10 protein-coding genes and 4 pseudogenes are annotated in these 16,714 nt (G+C 63.6%); 7 read left to right on the top strand and 7 right to left on the bottom strand.

The genetic code is table 11. The features are described 5' to 3' along the window. Positions 1-4 precede the first annotated feature (4 nt). The 7 genes and pseudogenes from ONR75_RS09540 to ONR75_RS09510 form a co-directional block, all read right to left on the bottom strand. Positions 5-94, bottom strand: coding sequence for a K(+)-transporting ATPase subunit F (locus tag ONR75_RS09540; protein WP_265078519.1), 90 nt, complete (start codon positions 92-94; stop codon positions 5-7). Between the two features lie 348 nt (positions 95-442). Continuing rightward, positions 443-1,213: an SDR family NAD(P)-dependent oxidoreductase gene (locus tag ONR75_RS09535; RefSeq protein ID WP_265082370.1), complete on the bottom strand. Its 771-nt coding sequence runs from the start codon at positions 1,211-1,213 to the stop codon at positions 443-445. A 187-nt stretch (positions 1,214-1,400) separates the two neighbouring features. Next, on the bottom strand, positions 1,401-2,546 hold the full coding sequence (gene pimD / locus ONR75_RS09530) for a pimeloyl-CoA dehydrogenase small subunit (protein ID WP_265082369.1): 1,146 nt from the start codon (positions 2,544-2,546) through the stop codon (positions 1,401-1,403). Between the two features lie 189 nt (positions 2,547-2,735). After that, positions 2,736-3,926 (bottom strand): pimeloyl-CoA dehydrogenase large subunit, encoded by a 1,191-nt coding sequence (gene pimC, locus ONR75_RS09525; RefSeq protein WP_265082368.1) that lies wholly within the window; start codon positions 3,924-3,926, stop codon positions 2,736-2,738. Between the two features lie 175 nt (positions 3,927-4,101). After that, positions 4,102-5,289, bottom strand: a complete 1,188-nt coding sequence (locus tag ONR75_RS09520; protein ID WP_265082367.1) for an acetyl-CoA C-acyltransferase — start codon at positions 5,287-5,289, stop codon at positions 4,102-4,104. Beyond that, positions 5,286-6,967, bottom strand: a pseudogene (pimA, locus tag ONR75_RS09515) (dicarboxylate--CoA ligase PimA). The gene ONR75_RS09520 and the pseudogene pimA overlap by 4 nt, the downstream one beginning before the upstream one ends. A 231-nt stretch (positions 6,968-7,198) precedes the next feature. Then, positions 7,199-9,286 (bottom strand): 3-hydroxyacyl-CoA dehydrogenase NAD-binding domain-containing protein, encoded by a 2,088-nt coding sequence (locus ONR75_RS09510; RefSeq protein WP_265082366.1) that lies wholly within the window; start codon positions 9,284-9,286, stop codon positions 7,199-7,201. Between the two features lie 125 nt (positions 9,287-9,411). Between ONR75_RS09510 and ONR75_RS09505 the strand changes: the two are divergent. The 7 genes and pseudogenes from ONR75_RS09505 (at position 9,412) to ONR75_RS09475 (ending at position 16,596) form a co-directional block, all read left to right on the top strand. Further along, positions 9,412-10,279 (top strand): annotated as a pseudogene (locus ONR75_RS09505) (IclR family transcriptional regulator). A 75-nt stretch (positions 10,280-10,354) separates the two neighbouring features. Next, positions 10,355-11,167 (top strand): ABC transporter ATP-binding protein, encoded by an 813-nt coding sequence (locus tag ONR75_RS09500; protein ID WP_265082365.1) that lies wholly within the window; start codon positions 10,355-10,357, stop codon positions 11,165-11,167. Further along, positions 11,164-11,877: an ABC transporter ATP-binding protein gene (locus ONR75_RS09495; protein ID WP_265082364.1), complete on the top strand. Its 714-nt coding sequence runs from the start codon at positions 11,164-11,166 to the stop codon at positions 11,875-11,877. The genes ONR75_RS09500 and ONR75_RS09495 overlap by 4 nt, the downstream gene beginning before the upstream one ends. Before the next feature lie 10 nt (positions 11,878-11,887). Next, positions 11,888-12,766 (top strand): branched-chain amino acid ABC transporter permease, encoded by an 879-nt coding sequence (locus ONR75_RS09490; protein ID WP_265082363.1) that lies wholly within the window; start codon positions 11,888-11,890, stop codon positions 12,764-12,766. 2 nt (positions 12,767-12,768) lie between these two features. Beyond that, positions 12,769-13,802 (top strand): annotated as a pseudogene (locus ONR75_RS09485) (branched-chain amino acid ABC transporter permease). 185 nt (positions 13,803-13,987) lie between these two features. Further along, positions 13,988-15,217: an ABC transporter substrate-binding protein gene (locus ONR75_RS09480; RefSeq protein ID WP_265082362.1), complete on the top strand. Its 1,230-nt coding sequence runs from the start codon at positions 13,988-13,990 to the stop codon at positions 15,215-15,217. A 149-nt stretch (positions 15,218-15,366) separates the two neighbouring features. Further along, a pseudogene (locus ONR75_RS09475) lies at positions 15,367-16,596 on the top strand (ABC transporter substrate-binding protein). Positions 16,597-16,714 lie beyond the last annotated feature (118 nt).

Genomic DNA, 16,714 nt, shown 5'->3' with positions numbered 1-16,714 from the left:
CCCTTCAGAACCGCTCGGGACGCAGCAAAGCGTAAGTGAGGTAAAACAGCAGTCCTGCCGAGACGAGGCCGGCGAGTGTGTAGTCGAACATCATGGTCGTTCTCCTCAGAGCCGTTCGCAGGCGTAGGCGTAGCCGACCGTCAGGACGAAGAAGCCCAGACCGAGCGCCAGCATCAAAATGTCCAGCATGAGTTGCTCCTGTTGCGAGATGTTTCGGGGGCATCATCACAGCCCGCGAGTTGAAGACCTTGCGCCACATCAACCTGTGGGCGAATTCGATCCCGCGGCGATCCATTGGCATGGTGATCAAGTGCCACCCGGCGCATAGGTTTTCGAGACGGCGGGGTGGGCGAACTTATAGGAATCCCATAAAGACGCGGGCGCGCAGCCGGCGTCGCACGCTTCGTTTCCCGTCGCGCGGGGGACAGGGAAAAAGAGGGACTTACACCGCTGCGGTGGTGACGCCGCCGTCGATCACGATGGTCTGGCCGGTCATGAAGGTGGCAGCATCGGAGCCGAGATAGGCCACCGCGCCGGCGATTTCATGCGGTTCGCCAATGCGACCCAACGGCGTGGTGGCGGTGCGGCGCTTGAGGTTCTCGGGGTCTTCCCACAGCGTCCGGGCGAAGTCGGTCTTCACCAGGCCCGGCGCGATGCAGTTGACGCGCACGCCCTTCGGCCCCCATTCGCCGGCGAGGCTGCGGCACAGGGAGAAGTCCGCGGCCTTGGAGATGCCGTAGGCGCCGATCACCGTGGAACCGCGCAGGCCGCCGATCGACGAGACGATGATCACCGATCCCTTGCCGCGCGCAGCCATCAGCGGCATCGCCTGGGCGCACAGCCAGATGTTGCTGCGCACATTGGAGCCCATGATCTTGTCGAAGGCTTCATCGGAAATATCGAGCAGCGGGCCGTAATACGGATTCACTGCGGCGTTGCAGACAAGGATATCGGGGGCGCCATAGTGCTTGACGGTGCCGGCGATCAGGGCCGCGATCTCGTCCTTGCGCGAGATGTTGCAGGGAATCACATGGGCGTCGCCGCCCTCCGCACGAATGCCCGCGGCAACCTCCTCGCAGGCGTCTGCCTTGCGGCTGGAGATCACCACTTTGGCGCCGAGTTTTGCCAGCAATTCGGCCGAAGCGCGGCCAATGCCGCGGCTGGAGCCGGTGACGACCGCTACGCGGCCGGTGAGATCGAAGGGGTTTTGCACGGAGCGCTCCCTGGCGTTCGATTATTGTTATCAGCGCGCCGGCTGTGCGCTTCCTCGCCCCGCTTTTGCGGGGAGAGGGCTGGGGTGAGGGGCGCTTGCGAGCAAAGCACCAACCGCCCCTCACCCGCCCTTCGCTTCGCGAACGGCGACCTCTCCCCGCGAAGGGCGGGGAGAGGTGAAGAAGCGACTAGCTGTTCAGCCCGCCGGCTTCGGAGACGCGCCGGAGATGGAAGTCGACGTCGCCAAAGGTGTTCTCGATCATGGTCAGGCGCTTGAAGTAGTGGCCGATGCTGGCTTCCATGGTCATGCCGATGCCGCCGTGAAGCTGAATCGACTGCTCGCCAACGAACTTCAGCGACTTGCCGATCTGCACCTTGGCTGCGGACACCGCGTTGGCGCGTTCGCCGGCATCGTCGAAGTCGCTGGCCATGGTGGCGAACATCGCCATCGACCTCGCCTGCTCCACCGCGACGAACATGTCGGCCGCGCGGTGCTGCAGAACCTGGAAGCTGCCGATGGCGACGCCGAACTGCTTGCGGGTCTTGAGATATTCCACGGTGCGATTCAGCGACTCGTCCATCTCGCCGACCGCTTCGGCGCACAGGGCGATGCGGGCGTCGTCGACCACGGTCTCGATCAGCGACAGGGCATTCGCGGGATCGCCGATCGCCGCGTCCGCGCCGACCTCCACCGCGGTGAAGCTGATGTCGGCGGCATGCAGGCCATCCTGGGTCGGATAGCCCTTGATGCTGACGCCCTTGGCATTGGCCGGCACCAGGAACAGGCCGATGCCGCCCCGGTCGCGCTGGCCGCCCGCCGTGCGCGCACTGACGATCAGCGTGTCGGCGCTGTCGCCGTTGAGCACCACGAACTTCTCGCCGTCGATGGTCCAGCCATTGGCCGTTTTCTTGGCGGAGGTCGTGACGTCGCTGAGGTCGTAGCGTGAGTTCTTCTCGAGCTGCGCGAAGGCCAGTGTCTTCGATCCGTCGATAATGGCGGGAATATAGGCCGCCTTCTGTTCGGCCGAACCGCCGCGGCGCAGAAAGCCGCCGCCGAGCACCACAGTGGCGAGATAGGGCTCGACCACCAGCGCCTTGCCGAGCGCTTCCATCACGATCATGGTTTCCAGCGCGCCGGCGCCGAAACCGCCGTCCTCCTCGGCGAACGGCAGGCCGAGCAGCCCCTGCTCCGCCAGCTTGCTCCAGATTGTCCGGCTCCAGCCGCCCTTTTCGGCGCGGTACTTCTTGCGGCTATCGAAATCATACGAGGCCTTCAGCAGGCCATCGACGCTGTCCTTGAGCAGACGCTGCTCCTCCGACAAATCAAAATCCATGTTGTTTCTTCCTTGGATCGCGCGTCATGCGCGCTTGAAGCAGATGTTGCGTCCGCAGGATGGGTAGAGCGCAGCGAAACCACTGCTGCGATCCGGGGCATGCGATGGGTTTCGCTTCGCTCTACCCATCCTACGAAGTTTCCATTTCATCTCCGGAGTCCGGGGCGCACGCGCCCCGGAACGACGATGTCAAAGTCCCAGCACGGCCTTGGTGATGATGTTGCGCTGAATCTCGTTGGAGCCGCCGTAGATCGAAACCTTGCGGTTGTTGAAATAGCTCGGTGCGATCTGCGCGGTCCAGTCCATGGTCTCGTTGCTGCCGTCGTCGCCATGCTCGTCATAGGGCGCGGCGAACGGGCCGATCACTTCCATCAGGAGTTCGGTGGTCGCTTGCTGGATTTCCGAGCCCTTGATCTTCAGCACCGACGACGCCGGATTGGGCTTGCCCTTGCCGTGCTTGCCCTCGTCGGCGACGACACGGAGCTGGGTCAGTTCGAGCGCCTTCAGCTCGATCTCCACCAGCGCCAGCTTCTCGCGGAACTTCTGGTCCTCGATGATCGGCTTGCCGCCGGACTCCACCTTGGCCGCGAGCTCCTTGATGCGGCGGATGCGCTCCTTGGACACTCCGACGCGGGCGATGCCGGTGCGCTCGTTGCCGAGCAGGAATTTTGCGTAATCCCAGCCCTTGTTCTCCTCGCCGACGAGATTCTCGTAGGGCACCTCGACGTCATCGAAGAACACTTCGTTGACTTCGCGACCGCCGTCGATGGTGACGATCGGGCGCACGGTGATGCCCGGCGACTTCATGTCGACCAGGATGAAGGAGATGCCCGACTGCTTCTTGGCGGCGGGGTCGGTGCGGCACAGGCAGAAGATCCAGTCGGCATATTGCGCCAGCGTGGTCCAGGTCTTCTGGCCGTTGATGATCCACTTGTCGCCCTTGCGCTCGGCCTTGGTCTTCAAGGATGCGAGATCCGAACCGGAGCCGGGCTCGGAGAATCCCTGGCACCAGAAATCCTCGACGCTGGCAATGCGCGGCAGGAAGCGCTTCTTTTGCGCCTCGTTGCCGAAGGTGTAGATCACCGGGCCGACCATGCTGACGCCGAAGGCGAGCGGTGCCGGCGCCGGCGCCAGCTGCAGTTCCTCGTTGAAGATGTAGTGCTGCACGGAGCTCCAGCCGGTGCCGCCATATTCCTCCGGCCAGTGCGTCACGCCCCAGCCCTTGTCGTTGAGGATACGCCACCAGGCGACCATCTCGTCCTTGCCGAGGTGACGCCCCTCCTGCATTTTCAGCCGCGTCGCCGCCGGCACCTTCTCCTTGAAGAACGCCCGCACTTCGTCGCGGAACGCCACTTCTTCCTTGCTGAACTTGAGATCCATCGGACCCTCCTGTGAGCGTAAAATTACTTTGAAGTCGAAACTCGGACCGCGCGCCCCCTCTCCCCGTTGGGGAGAGGGATGGGGAGAGGGGGCGCCGGCCCATCGACTGTGCCCGGCTCCCTCACCCGGATCGCAAGAGCGATCCGACCTCTCCCCAAAGGGGAGAGGTGAAGAATCAGTGCACGATCTCGAACAGGCCGGCGGAGCCCATGCCGCCGCCGACACACATGGTGACGACCGCATACTTGGCCTTGCGGCGACGGCCCTCGATCAGTGCGTGGCCGGTGAGGCGCGCACCCGACATGCCATAGGGATGGCCGACCGAGATGGCGCCGCCGTTGACGTTGAGCTTGTCGGGATCGATGCCGAGCTTGTCGCGGCAATACAGCACCTGCACGGCGAAGGCCTCGTTGAGCTCCCACAGATCGATGTCCTCGACCTTCAGGCCATGGCGCTTCAGGAGGCGCGGGACGGCAAAGACCGGACCGATGCCCATCTCGTCCGGCTCACAACCGGCGGAGACGAAACCGCGGAAAATGCCGAGCGGCTTGAGGCCCTTCGACGCTGCCATCTTGTCGGTCATGATCACCGTGGCGCTGGCGCCGTCGGACAGTTGCGAGGCGTTGCCGGCGGTGATCGAATAGCCGTCGCCGCGCACGGCCTTGAGGCCGGCGAGACCCTCGGCGGTGGTTTCCGGGCGCGGACCTTCATCCTTGGACAGCGTGATGTCCTTGAAGCTGATTTCGCCGGTCGCCTTGTCGACGACGCCCATCTTGGTGGTGATGGCGGCGATCTCGTCGTTGAACTTGCCGCCCTGCTGGGCTGCGGCGGTGCGGCGCTGGCTTTCCAGCGAATACTCGTCCTGGCGCTCGCGCGAGATGCCATAACGCTTGGCGACAGTCTCGGCGGTATCGAGCATCGGCATGTAGACATCCGACTTGATCTTCATCAATTCGGGATCGACCGCGTGGAACGTGTTCATCTTGTCGTTCTGCACCAGGCTGATCGACTCGCCGCCGCCACCGACCGCGATCTCGACGCCGTCGAACAAGACCGAGCGCGCTGCCAACGCAATCGCCTGCAGGCCCGAGGCGCATTGGCGGTCGATGGTGGTGCCGGCCACCGAGACCGGCAGGCCGGCGCGCAGCAATGCCTTGCGGGCAATGTTGCCGCCGGTTGAGCCCTGCTGCAGCGCGGCGCCCATCACGACGTCCTCGATTTCCTTCGGGTCGAGCCCGGCGCGCTTGACGGCGTGCTCGATGGCGTGGCCGAGCAGCGTCGCACCCCCGGTGGCGTTGAGCGCGCCGCGATAGGCCTTGCCGATCGGCGTACGCGCGGTGGAAACGATGACGGCCTCGGTCATGGGTGACCTCCTGTTGCTGTTTGTTGTTGGTTGATGGACGATTGTTGCAGGTTGCGTAGCGCGTGTCGCGATAGTTTTCCGACCGTGGTGCGCGGCAGGTCGTCGACGAAATCCAGTGCCGCCGGGAGCTCATGCTTGCCGAGCTTGCCGGCGAGGAACACGCGCAGTTCCTCAAGGCTGAAGGCATGGGCGCCGTGCTTGAGCTTGACGAAAGCCTTCGCCGCCTCGCCGCGGTAGGGGTCGGCAACTCCGATCACGATCACCTCGTGCACCCCCGGATGCTCATAGATCGCCTGCTCGATCATCTGCGGATAGACGTTGAAGCCGCCGGAGATGATCATGTCCTTCTTGCGGTCGACCAGGAAGAAATAGCCGTCTGAATCCATGTAACCGATATCGCCGGTGAGGAAGCGGTCGCCGACGAAGGAGTCTGCGGTTTCCTTCTTGCGATTCCAGTAGCCTCGGGTCACATTGGGACCCTTGATGCGAATCTCGCCGGTCTCACCGACCGGCAACACCCGCGTCGGATCGTCGGCACTGACCACATCGAGTTCGACACCGGGCATCATCAGCCCGATCGAGCCGGGCTTGTCCGGCCCGGCGAGCGGATGCGCGGTGCCCGGCGAGCAGGTTTCGGTCATGCCCCAGCCGCTCTTCAGCTTGAGACCGGTCTTGCTCTCGAAGATCCGCGCCACTTCCACCGGCAGCGGCGCGCCGCCGGAGCCGGCCGACACCAGCGAGGACAGGTCGCGGGTCTCCAGCGACGGATCGCCGGCGATGGCGATCCACATGGTCGGCACTCCCGGAAATACGGTGGCGCGCTTTCGCTCGATGTCGTCGAGCACGCTGTCCACCGCAAACCGCTGATGCAACGAGATGGTGTCGCCAAGGCTCAGGCGGCTGAGCAGGATTACCGTCAGCGCGTAGATGTGGAACAGCGGCAGCACGCAGATCACGCGCTCGATCTGGTTGCGCTCGGCGCGCGCCGGCGCCCCCAGGCGCTATAGATCGCCACCGCCGAGGTCAGGTTGCCGTGGCTGAGCATGGCGCCCTTGGGCAGGCCGGTGGTACCGCCGGTATATTGCAACAGCGCCACGTCATCGGGAGAGATCGCAGGCCACTGCGCGGGCGGTGTCGCGCCACTGACGAATGTCCTAAATGTGACGACGCGCGGATCGCTGGGCAGCGGCAGTTGCGGATTGCCGACAGCGCCCCAGTCGTCGTCCTCGCAGACGATCAATCGATCGAGCAGGCCCTTGTCGAGAAACTTCAGCGCCATCGGCAGCAGCGTGGCGACGTTGCTGGTGACCAGCACCCGCGCGGCGGAATCGCTGAGCTTGTGCGACAGCGCGCGCTCGCCGTCGAGCGGCGACAGATGCACCAGCCGCGCGCCGGCCTTCAGCGCGCCAAAGAAATTCACCGGATGATCCGGGGTGTTGCCGAGGAACAGCCCGATCGAGGCCCCCTTGCCACAGCCCACGCGCAGGAAGGCTGCGGCTGCCATCTCGGCTTTCGCTTCGAGCGCATTGAAACCCAGCGGCCGGTCGCGGAATTCGATCGCCGTGCGATCACCGAAATCAGCGGCGGCCTTCGTCAGAAGATCAGGCAGCGTACCGCGCGCGATCGGCGCGTCCCAGCGCACGCCGGGCGGATAGAATTGTTCGCCGGGATGGGTCATGCGTGGTGCGCCTGCACGGATTGATCGATATTCGCTGCGAAGCACGTTTCCCTCGCCCCGCTTGCGGGGAGAGGGTGGCTCGAAGGCGCGAAGCGCGTTCGAGTCGGGTGAGGGGAGCCAGCGCGTAAAACACCGGTTCCCCCTCACCCGAAGCCCTCGCTTCGCTCAGGCTCCGACCTCTCCCCGCAAGCGGGGAGAGGTTAAGAGACGAGTGCAGCGAGGCCATTGCCATCACGCAGACTTCGCCAGCGACGCAAATGTCTTGCCTTCGTCGGCGAGGCGCTTGAGCAGTGCCGACGGCTCCAGCGACGGATCGTTGGTCTGCTTGGCGTAGAACGACAGCCGCTCGGCGATGTGCTTGAGACCAACCTGGTCGGCGTAGAACATCGGGCCGCCGCGATAGATCGGCCAGCCGTAGCCGTACAGCCAGATCACGTCGACATCGCTCGGCTTCGACGCCACCTTCTCCTCGAGGATGCGGGCACCCTCGTTGATCATCGGATACATCATGCGCTCGAGGATCTCCTCGTCGCTGACGACACGGCGGGTCAGGCCGAGGCTCCTGCAGGTGTCGTCGATCAGCTTCTCGACTTCCGGATCCGGAATCGCCGCGCGCGAGCCGGCTTCGTACTTGTAGTAGCCCTTGCCGGTCTTCTGGCCGTGGCGCCCGGCTTCGTACAGCGCGTCGGCAATCGGCGACTTGATGCCGCGGTCCTGGCGCGAACGCCAGCCGATGTCGAGGCCGGCGAGGTCCCCCATGGCGAACGGCCCCATCGGCATGCCGAATTTTGTCACGACGGCATCGACCTGCTGCGGCAGCGCGCCTTCGAACAGCAGTTTCTCCGACTGCTTGGAGCGGGCCGCCAGCATGCGGTTGCCGACGAAGCCGTCGGACACCCCAACCACCGCCGGCACCTTGGCGATTTTTCGCGCGATGGCCACAGCGGTCATCAGGGCGTCCGGCGCGGTCTTGTCGGCGCGGACGATCTCACACAGCTTCATGACATTAGCCGGTGAGAAGAAGTGCATGCCCAGCACGTCTTGCGGACGCTTGGTGACTTTCGCGATCTCATCGATGTTGAGGTAGGAGGTGTTGGAAGCTAGCACGGCACCGGGCTTGGCATAGGCGTCGAGCGCAGTGAACACTTCCTTCTTGATCGCCATGGTCTCGAACACCGCCTCGATGATCAGATCGGCGTCCTTGACGTTCTCCAACCCGACCACGCCGGTGATCAGCGCCATGCGCTTGGCCGGCGCATCGGCTGGAATGCCGCCCCGCGCCGCGGTGGCCTCGTAGTTCTTCTGCATGATGCCCATGCCGCGCTTCAGCTGCTCCTCGCCGGTCTCGATCAGCGTGACGGGAATACCGGCATTGACGAACGACATGGCGATGCCGCCGCCCATGGTGCCGGCGCCGATCACCGCAACGCGCGCGATCTGGCGCGGCTTGGTGCCTTCGGGAATGTTCTGGACCTTGGCGGCTTCGCGCTCGGAGAAGAACGCGTAACGTTGCGCCTTCGACTGGTCGCCTGCGACCAGGCGCAGGAAGCTCTCGCGTTCCTTCTTAAGCGCCTCATCGAAGGGCAGGTCCAGCGTCCAGCTCACCGCCTCGGCGCAGGCCAGCGGCGCATCGAGGCCGCGGTTCTTCTTGTTGGCTTCGGCTGCCGCCTTGGTGAAGATCGAACGATCGGCCTTGGCCGCCGCGAGCTTGGAATCGTCGTTGCGCAGGATGTGCAGCGGCCGCTTCTCGGCGAGCACCTTGCGCGCGAAGGCTTCACCGCCCGACGCCGGGCCTTCGACGATTTCCTCGATCAACCCGTTCTTCAGCGCCGCTTCGGCGCCGATCGGCTCGCCGGTGACGATCATCTTGACACCGAGTTCGGGACCGACCGCGCGCGGCAGCCGCTGGGTTCCGCCGGCGCCCGGCAGCAGGCCGAGCTTCACTTCCGGCAGGCCGAGCTTGGCATCCTTGGTGGCGACGCGGAAATGACAGCCGAGCGTGATCTCGAGACCGCCGCCGAGTGCCGTGCCGTGGATCGCGGCGATCACCGGCTTGCCGCAATTCTCGATCTCCGCAATCACCTCGTTGAGGCCGGGCGACTGCGGCGGCTTGCCGAACTCGGTGATGTCGGCGCCGGCGATGAAGGTGCGGCCGGCGCAGGTCAGCACGATCGCCTGCACCTGCGGATCGGCGGCGGCGGCCTTGACGCTGTCGAAGATGCCGCGGCGAACAGCCGCACTCAGCGCGTTCACCGGCGGGCTGTCCACCGTGATCACGGCAATCACATCATGACGTTCGAGCTTGACCACTTCGTTCACGCGGCTCTCCTTGGATATTGGATACTGTTCTTGTTGATTTCGCACTGCGAAATTTAATTCCACATCTTGACAGCGAGGGTTATTTTGAAGAGCGTCCGTTGTCAACGAGGGTTGCTCTTCCATCCATGAAACGTCCAGGCAAGACAGTCGCGACAGATCGCAGTTTCGTCGTGGCGCTCGCCCGCGGCCTCGACGTATTGCGCGCCTTTCATCCCAATGACGGGCTGCTCGGCAATCAGGAGATCGCAGCCCGCACGAAATTGCCGAAGCCGACCATCTCGCGGCTGACCTATACGCTCACGAAACTCGGTTACCTTACACAGGTGCCGCGCTTCGAGAAGTATCAGCTCGCACCGGCAGCCATGGCCCTGGGGTATGCCGCACTTGCGAACCTGGGCGTGCGGCATCTGTCGGAATCCTATCGCAACGAATTGATGCGGCAGACCGGCGGCGCCTGCGCCATCGGCGCGCCCGATCGCCTGAGCATGATCTATTTCGGACAAAGCCGCAGCGAATTGACGGTCGGCGTGCAGCTCGACGTCGGATCGCGCGTGCCGATCGCCACGACGGCCATGGGCCGCGCCTACTTCTGGGCGTTGCCCGCGGAAGAACGCAGCGTGCTGTTGCGCGAACTGCGCGAACATTACGGCCAGCGTTGGGCGAAGGTGCGTGACGGACTCGAGCGCTCCGGCGAGATGGTCGCCAAGCACGGCTTCGCGATCTCGGCCGGCGAGTGGCACGACGATATTCATGCCGCCGGTGTCGCGCTAACGCTCAACGACGGCACTGGTCCGTATGCCTTCAACTGCGGCGCGCCGGCATTCCGCTTCACGGAAGAGCGTCTGCGCGACGACATTGGACCTCGTCTGTTGGCGATGGTAAGGAAGATCGAAACGGCGCTGGGCGGAACTGCGCAGCCGTACGAAAAAACAAGTTCAGAAAAAACTTAAATCAGGAGGGAAAGTTGCTCGTTTGGTTGAGGGGATTCGATAACCTTCGTCATCGCTGCTCTCGTCGTCATGGCATCCGGCTGAACGCGCCGATCCGTGCCACCGAGGGCGATTGCAGATGATGCAGGCACAGCTCGCGCAACAGGCGCCCATCGCTTCGGCGATGCCGCTGCTCACAGTTCGCGACGTCAGCGTCGTGTTCGGCGGCATCGTCGCATTGAACGGCGTATCGTTCGACATGCAGAAAGGCCAGATCCTCGGCCTGATCGGCCCCAACGGCGCCGGCAAGACCACCTTGTTCAACTGCCTCAGCCGACTGTACCAGCCGAGCAAAGGCGACATCCTGCTCGAGGGCGACAGCATCCTGAAGCGTCCCGCGCACAAGATTTCCGAAATCGGCATCGGCCGCACGTTCCAGAACGTTGCGCTGTTTCCCAACCTCTCGGTGCGCGACAACGTTCGCGTCGGCACCCACGCCTCGACCAACAGCGATATCGTAAGCGATTCCCTGCAATTGCCCTGGGTGCGCCGTGGCGAAGCCGCGCTCAACAAGCGCGTCGATGAGATTCTCGACTACCTCGATTTGCAGAGCGTCGCCGGCATCGTCGTCGCCGGCTTGCCCTTCGGCACCCAGAAACGCGTCGAACTCGCGCGTGCGCTCGCCGCGAAGCCGAAGATCCTGCTGCTGGATGAGCCCGCCGGCGGCCTCAACCACGAGGAAGTCTACATTCTCGGCGACCTGATCCGGCGCATCCGGGACGACCGCGGCGTCACCGTACTGCTGGTCGAACATCACATGGGCCTGGTGATGTCGATCGCCGACCATGTGGTGGCGCTGAATTTCGGCAAGAAGCTTGCCGAGGGCACGCCCGCGCAGGTCCAGAAAGACCCGGACGTCATCAAGGCCTATCTGGGGAGCAAGGACACATGACGGCGATGCTGAATGTGAAGGACCTGCGCGCCTATTACGGCCAGGTCCAGGCGCTGCATGGTCTAGAATTCGCGCTCAACGAAGGCAGCATGACCACCCTGCTCGGCGCCAACGGCGCGGGCAAGACCACGACGCTGCGTGCAATCTGCAACATGATCCGCTCCACCGGCTCGATCGAGTTCGAAGGCAAGAAGCTCGACAACGCCTCGACAGAGAACATCGTGCGGCTGGGCATCGCCCACGTGCCGCAGGGCCGCGGCACCTTCACGACTATGACGGTCGAGGAAAACCTGCAGCTCGGCGCCATCACCCGCAAGGACAGCAAGGCGATCAGTTCCGATATCGAGCGGATGTACGATCACTTCCCGGTGCTGAAGCAGCGCCATCTGCAGCAGGCCGGCACCTTGTCCGGCGGTGAGCAGCAGATGCTCGCCGTGGCCCGCGCATTGATGCTGCGTCCCAAGCTCATGCTGCTCGACGAACCGTCGTTCGGCCTGGCGCCGCTGATCGTACGTGACCTGTTCCGGATTCTCGGCAAGATCAACAAGGAGGACAAGGTGTCCATCCTGGTGGTCGAGCAGAATGCGCAGCTGGCGCTGGAACTCGCCGACAAGGCCTATGTCATCGAAACAGGACGCATCGTGATGTCCGGCTCCGCCGACGAGATCGCGAACAACGAAGACGTCCGCAAGTCATATCTGGGATATTGAGGAAATAGCCATGGAGCTTTTTACCAATCAAGTCCTGGCTGGCATCGCCACCGGCGCGATCTACGCCTGCATGGCGCTCGCCGTGGTGATGATCTATCAGGCGATCGACCATCTCAATTTCGCCCAGGGCGAAATGGCGATGTTCTCGACCTTCGTTGCCTGGCAGCTGATGCAGTGGGGCCTGCCCTACTGGGTCGCCTTTGTGCTGACGCTGGTGTTTTCCTTCGCCGGCGGCATCGTCATCGAGCGGCTGTTGTTCAAGCCGCTCGCCAAGGCACCGATCCTGACCCACGTCGCCGGCTTCATCGCGCTATTCGCCATCATCAACAGTGTCGCCGGCCTGGTGTGGGACTTCACCATCAAGCAGTTCCCGACGCCATTCGGCTCCTCGCCGTTCCTCGGCAGCCAGCTGATCTCGACCCATCAGGCCGGCATGATCGCGGTCACCCTGGTGTTGCTGGCGCTGCTGTTCGGCTTTTTCCGCTACACCCGGGTCGGCCTCGCCATGCGCGCAGCCGCCTCGATGCCTGAATCGGCGCGGCTGGTCGGCATCAACACCGGCTGGATGATCGCTCTGGGCTGGGGCATGGCCGCGGCGATCGGCTCGATCGCCGGCATGCTGATCGCGCCGGTGGTGTTCCTTGAGCCCAACATGATGGGCGGCGTGCTGATCTACGGCTTTGCCGCGGCCGTCGTCGGCGGGCTCTCCAGCCCGCTCGGCGCGGTGGTCGGCGGCTTCCTGGTCGGCATCTTCGAGAACCTCGTCGGCACCTATATTCCCGGCGTCGGCAACGAGCTGAAGTTGCCGATCGCGCTCGCGCTGATCATTACAGTGCTGGTCGTCAAACCCAATGGCCTGTTCGGCCGTGCCATCGTGAAGCGAGTTTGAGCATGAGCGCCGTTCAAGAAGCCGTTTCGGAAGCCCCGGTGATCGAAGACGCGATTCCGAAAAAGCCATGGCGCTCGGGCCGATGGCATCGCTCGTGATCCTTGCGCTGCTGCTCATCACGCCGCTGTTCGTCAAGAACTTCATCATTTTCCAGATGACCATGTGGCTGATCTATGCCATCGCGGTACTGGCGCTGAACATCCTGACCGGCGCCAGCGGCCAGTTTTCGCTCGGGCAAAGCGCCTTCTACGCGCTCGGCGCCTACACCTCGGCAATCCTGATGGAGCACGGCAACATCAACTACGTGCTGACGCTGCCGGTGGCCGGCATCATCTGCTTTGCCGCAGGCTTCCTGTTCGGCCTGCCCGCGCTGCGGCTGTCCGGTATTTACCTGGCGCTGGCGACCTTCGCGCTGGCCACCGCCATGCCGCAACTGCTGAAGCTCGGCGTGTTCGAGCACTGGACCGGCGGCGTGCAGGGTCTCGTCGTCACCAAGCCCGACGCGCCGGAGATTCTCGCCTCGCTCGGCCTCAAGGTGTCGCAGGACATGTGGCTGTATTACTTCACGCTGTTCGTCTCGATCATGATCTACGTCTTCTCGGTCAACCTGCTGAAGTCGCGGTCCGGCCGCGCCATGATGGCGATCCGCGACAACGAGATCGCGGCCTCGGCCATGGGCGTCGACGTCTCGCTGTACAAGACGCTGGCGTTCGGCGTCAGTGCGGGGATCACCGGCGTCGCCGGCGGCCTCGGCGCCATCGCCGTGCAGTTCGTCGCACCCGATGGCTACACCATCCAGCTGGCGATCGCGCTGTTCCTCGGCATGGTGGTCGGCGGAGTTGGCTGGCTGCCCGGATCGCTCGCTGGGTCGGCCTTCATCGTCTTCGTTCCCAACATCGCCGAAGGCATCTCCAAGGGACTGTCGGGCGCGGTGTTCGGCGTGATCCTGATCATCATCATCTTCGTGGTTCCACACGGCGCGCGACAGCTCGCCTATGGGGCGCAAAGCCTGATCGGGAAACTGCGCAGAAACTGACCGCACAACAGGCAGGCGGAACTTTTTCGCACCGCTGCCAACGTTCACGATGCTCAATAAATCAGCCCCTTGCGATCATATCGCGAGGGGCTTTTTCTTGATCACTGTCGCGGAAGAACGTAATCAACGGCCGGGATCAAAGACCGGTCCGACAACAAGACGTCCATCCATTCGGGAGTTCTGAAATGCCTTCGACACGTTCGCGTGCAGCCGCTTTATCCGCTGCCGCGGTTCTTAGCATTGCCATCAACGGCAGCGCCTTCGCCCAGAAAAAATACGACACCGGCGCCTCGGACACCGAGATCAAGATCGGCAACATCATGCCCTACAGCGGCCCGGCTTCGGCCTATGGCGTGATCGGCAAGATGGAAGAAGCCTACTTCAAGATGATCAACGAACAGGGCGGCATCAACGGCCGCAAGATCACCTACATCAGCTACGACGACAGCTACAGCCCGCCCAAGGCCGTTGAGCAAGCCCGCAAGCTGGTGGAGAGCGACGAAGTTCTGTTCATCGCCAGCCCGCTCGGCACCGCGTCGAATTCGGCGATCCAGAAGTACATGAATTCCAAGAAGGTGCCGCAGCTGTTCGTCGCCACCGGCGCGACCAAGTTCGGCGAGCACAAGACCTTCCCCTGGACCATGGGCTGGCAGCCGGCCTACCAGAGCGAAGGCCGCATCTATGCTGCGCACCTGCTCAAGGAAAAGCCCGACGCCAAGATCGCGGTGATGTTCCAGAACGACGACTTCGGCAAGGACATGCTGAAGGGCCTGAAGGACGGTCTCGGCGCCAAGGCGGCAACGATGATCGTCGCCGAGGAAAGCTACGAAGTGTCGGAGCCGACCATCGAGTCCCACATCGTCAAGCTGAAGTCGACCAACGCCGACACGTTCTTCAGCATGACCACGCCGAAATTCGCCGCGCAGGCGATCAAGAAGGCCGCCGAACTCGGCTGGAAGCCAATGTACTTCCAGGCCAATGTCGGCGCGTCCGTCGGCAGCGTGATGAAGCCCGCGGGCTACGAGAACGGCCAGGGCATCCTGACCGCGCACTACGCCAAGGACGGCGCGGATACCGCCTGGGACAATGACGAGGGCATGAAGAAATTCTACGCCTTCCTCGCCAAATACGCCCCCGGCCTCGACCGCAACGACGCCTCGGTGGCCTATGGATATGGCGAGGCCCAGACCATCGTGCAGGTGCTCAAGCAGGCCGGCGACGACCTGACCCGCGCCAACATCATGAAGCAGGCTGCGAGCCTCAAGCAATTCGCACCGGACACCCTGCTGCCCGGTGTCACCATCTCCACCAGCGAGACAGACTTCTACCCGATTGATCAGCTGCGCATGCAGCGCTTCACCGGCGAGAAGTGGGAGCTGTTCGGCCCGGTGATCGCCGGCAATCTCGGCGGCTGACCTTCTGAACACGCTGAACGCAACGAGGCCCCGTGCGACTCGATCGCGCGGGGCCTTTGTCTTGATGCGCCGGCCGGAAAGGTGTTTTGTCCGCGGCTCTGCTGGCCAAAAATGCCGCCACCGCCTGCCGTTACTGTCGAGGACACCCGATGATCGCCCTGCGTTTCCCTGTCGCCACATCGCCAGCAGCCGCACTCCTGCTGCTCGCCGCCGCCACCTGCGCAAATGCCGAAACGCGCTACGATCCGGGCGCCAGCGACACCGAAATCAAGATCGGCAACATCATGCCCTACAGCGGCCCTGCTTCGGCCTATGCTGTGGCCGGGACCATTGAAGCCGCCTACTTCCAGATGATCAACGACCAGGGCGGCATCAACGGCCGCAAGATCAATTTCATCAGCTATGACGACGCCTACAATCCCGCCAAGGCGGTCGAGCAGGCGCGCCGGCTTGTCGAGAGCGACGAGGTGCTGGCGATCTTCAACCCGCTCGGCACGCCCTCCAACACCGCGATCCAGAAATATCTCAATGCCCGGCACGTGCCGCAATTGTTCGTCGGCGCCGGTTCGGAGAATTTCGGCAATCCGTCGTCCTTTCCGTGGACCATGGGATGGCAGCCCCCTACCGCAGCGAGGGCCGGATCTATGCGCGCTATCTGCTGGCGCAGAAGCCTGAAGCGCGGATCGCGGTGCTGTACCAGAACGACGATCTCGGCAAGGAGGTGCTGAAAGGCCTGAAGGAAGGTCTGGGCGCACGCGTCTCGATGATCGTGCGCGAGGAGAGCTACGAGATTGCCGAACCGACCATCGATCTCGCATATCCTGAACCTGAAGGCGAGCGGCGCGGACACGGTGCTCAGCGTCACCACGCCGAAATCCGCCGTGCAGAGCATCCGCAAGGTCGCCGAACTCGGCTGGAAGCCGCTGTATATCCAGAGCTATGCCAGCGCCTCGGTCAACTCGGTGATGAAGCCCGCCGGTTTCGACAATGCGCAGGGCATCCTGTCGGCCTATTACGCCAAGGACGGCGCCGATCCGCAATGGGACGAGGACGAGGGCATGAAGCGCTTCACCGCCTTTCTCGCTCGCTATGCGCCGACCGCCAGCCGCAGCGACATCTCGGTGGTCTATGGCTACGGGGCCGCGCAGGCCATGGTACAGGTGCTGCGGCAGGCCGGCGACAACCTGACCCGCGCCAACCTGATGAAGCAGGCAGCCAGCCTGCGGAACTTCACGCCCGACACCGTACTGCCGGGGGTGACGATCAATACATCGGCGACGGACTTCTTCCCGATCGAGCAGTTGCAGATGATGCGGTTCGAGGGCAGCCAGTGGACCACGTTCGGCCCGGTCATCGACGGCGGTGGGAGCGCCGACTGAGGCCGGAGCCCTTCTTAAGTAGCATATCGAAAACAGCCCCTGCGGACATGCCGCAGGGGCTTTTTGTTGATGCGACGCCGCAAACGGTGTTCAATCCGGCAGGCCACAAGGCCGCCAA

The organism is Rhodopseudomonas sp. P2A-2r (assembly GCF_026015985.1).
Taxonomy (GTDB): domain Bacteria; phylum Pseudomonadota; class Alphaproteobacteria; order Rhizobiales; family Xanthobacteraceae; genus Tardiphaga.
The sequence above is the reverse complement of the archived record's forward strand: the minus strand, read 5'-3'. Positions and strand labels throughout refer to the sequence as shown.

Excerpts from the sequence above, each read along its gene's own strand:
- ONR75_RS09540 (WP_265078519.1), bottom strand. The coding sequence starts at position 94 with ATGATGTTCGACTACACACTCGCCGGCCTCGTCTCGGCAGGACTGCTG.
- pimD (WP_265082369.1), bottom strand. The coding sequence starts at position 2,546 with ATGGATTTTGATTTGTCGGAGGAGCAGCGTCTGCTCAAGGACAGCGTC.
- pimC (WP_265082368.1), bottom strand. The coding sequence starts at position 3,926 with ATGGATCTCAAGTTCAGCAAGGAAGAAGTGGCGTTCCGCGACGAAGTG.
- ONR75_RS09520 (WP_265082367.1), bottom strand. The coding sequence starts at position 5,289 with ATGACCGAGGCCGTCATCGTTTCCACCGCGCGTACGCCGATCGGCAAG.
- ONR75_RS09500 (WP_265082365.1), top strand. The coding sequence starts at position 10,355 with ATGATGCAGGCACAGCTCGCGCAACAGGCGCCCATCGCTTCGGCGATG.
- ONR75_RS09495 (WP_265082364.1), top strand. The coding sequence starts at position 11,164 with ATGACGGCGATGCTGAATGTGAAGGACCTGCGCGCCTATTACGGCCAG.
- ONR75_RS09490 (WP_265082363.1), top strand. The coding sequence starts at position 11,888 with ATGGAGCTTTTTACCAATCAAGTCCTGGCTGGCATCGCCACCGGCGCG.
- ONR75_RS09480 (WP_265082362.1), top strand. The coding sequence starts at position 13,988 with ATGCCTTCGACACGTTCGCGTGCAGCCGCTTTATCCGCTGCCGCGGTT.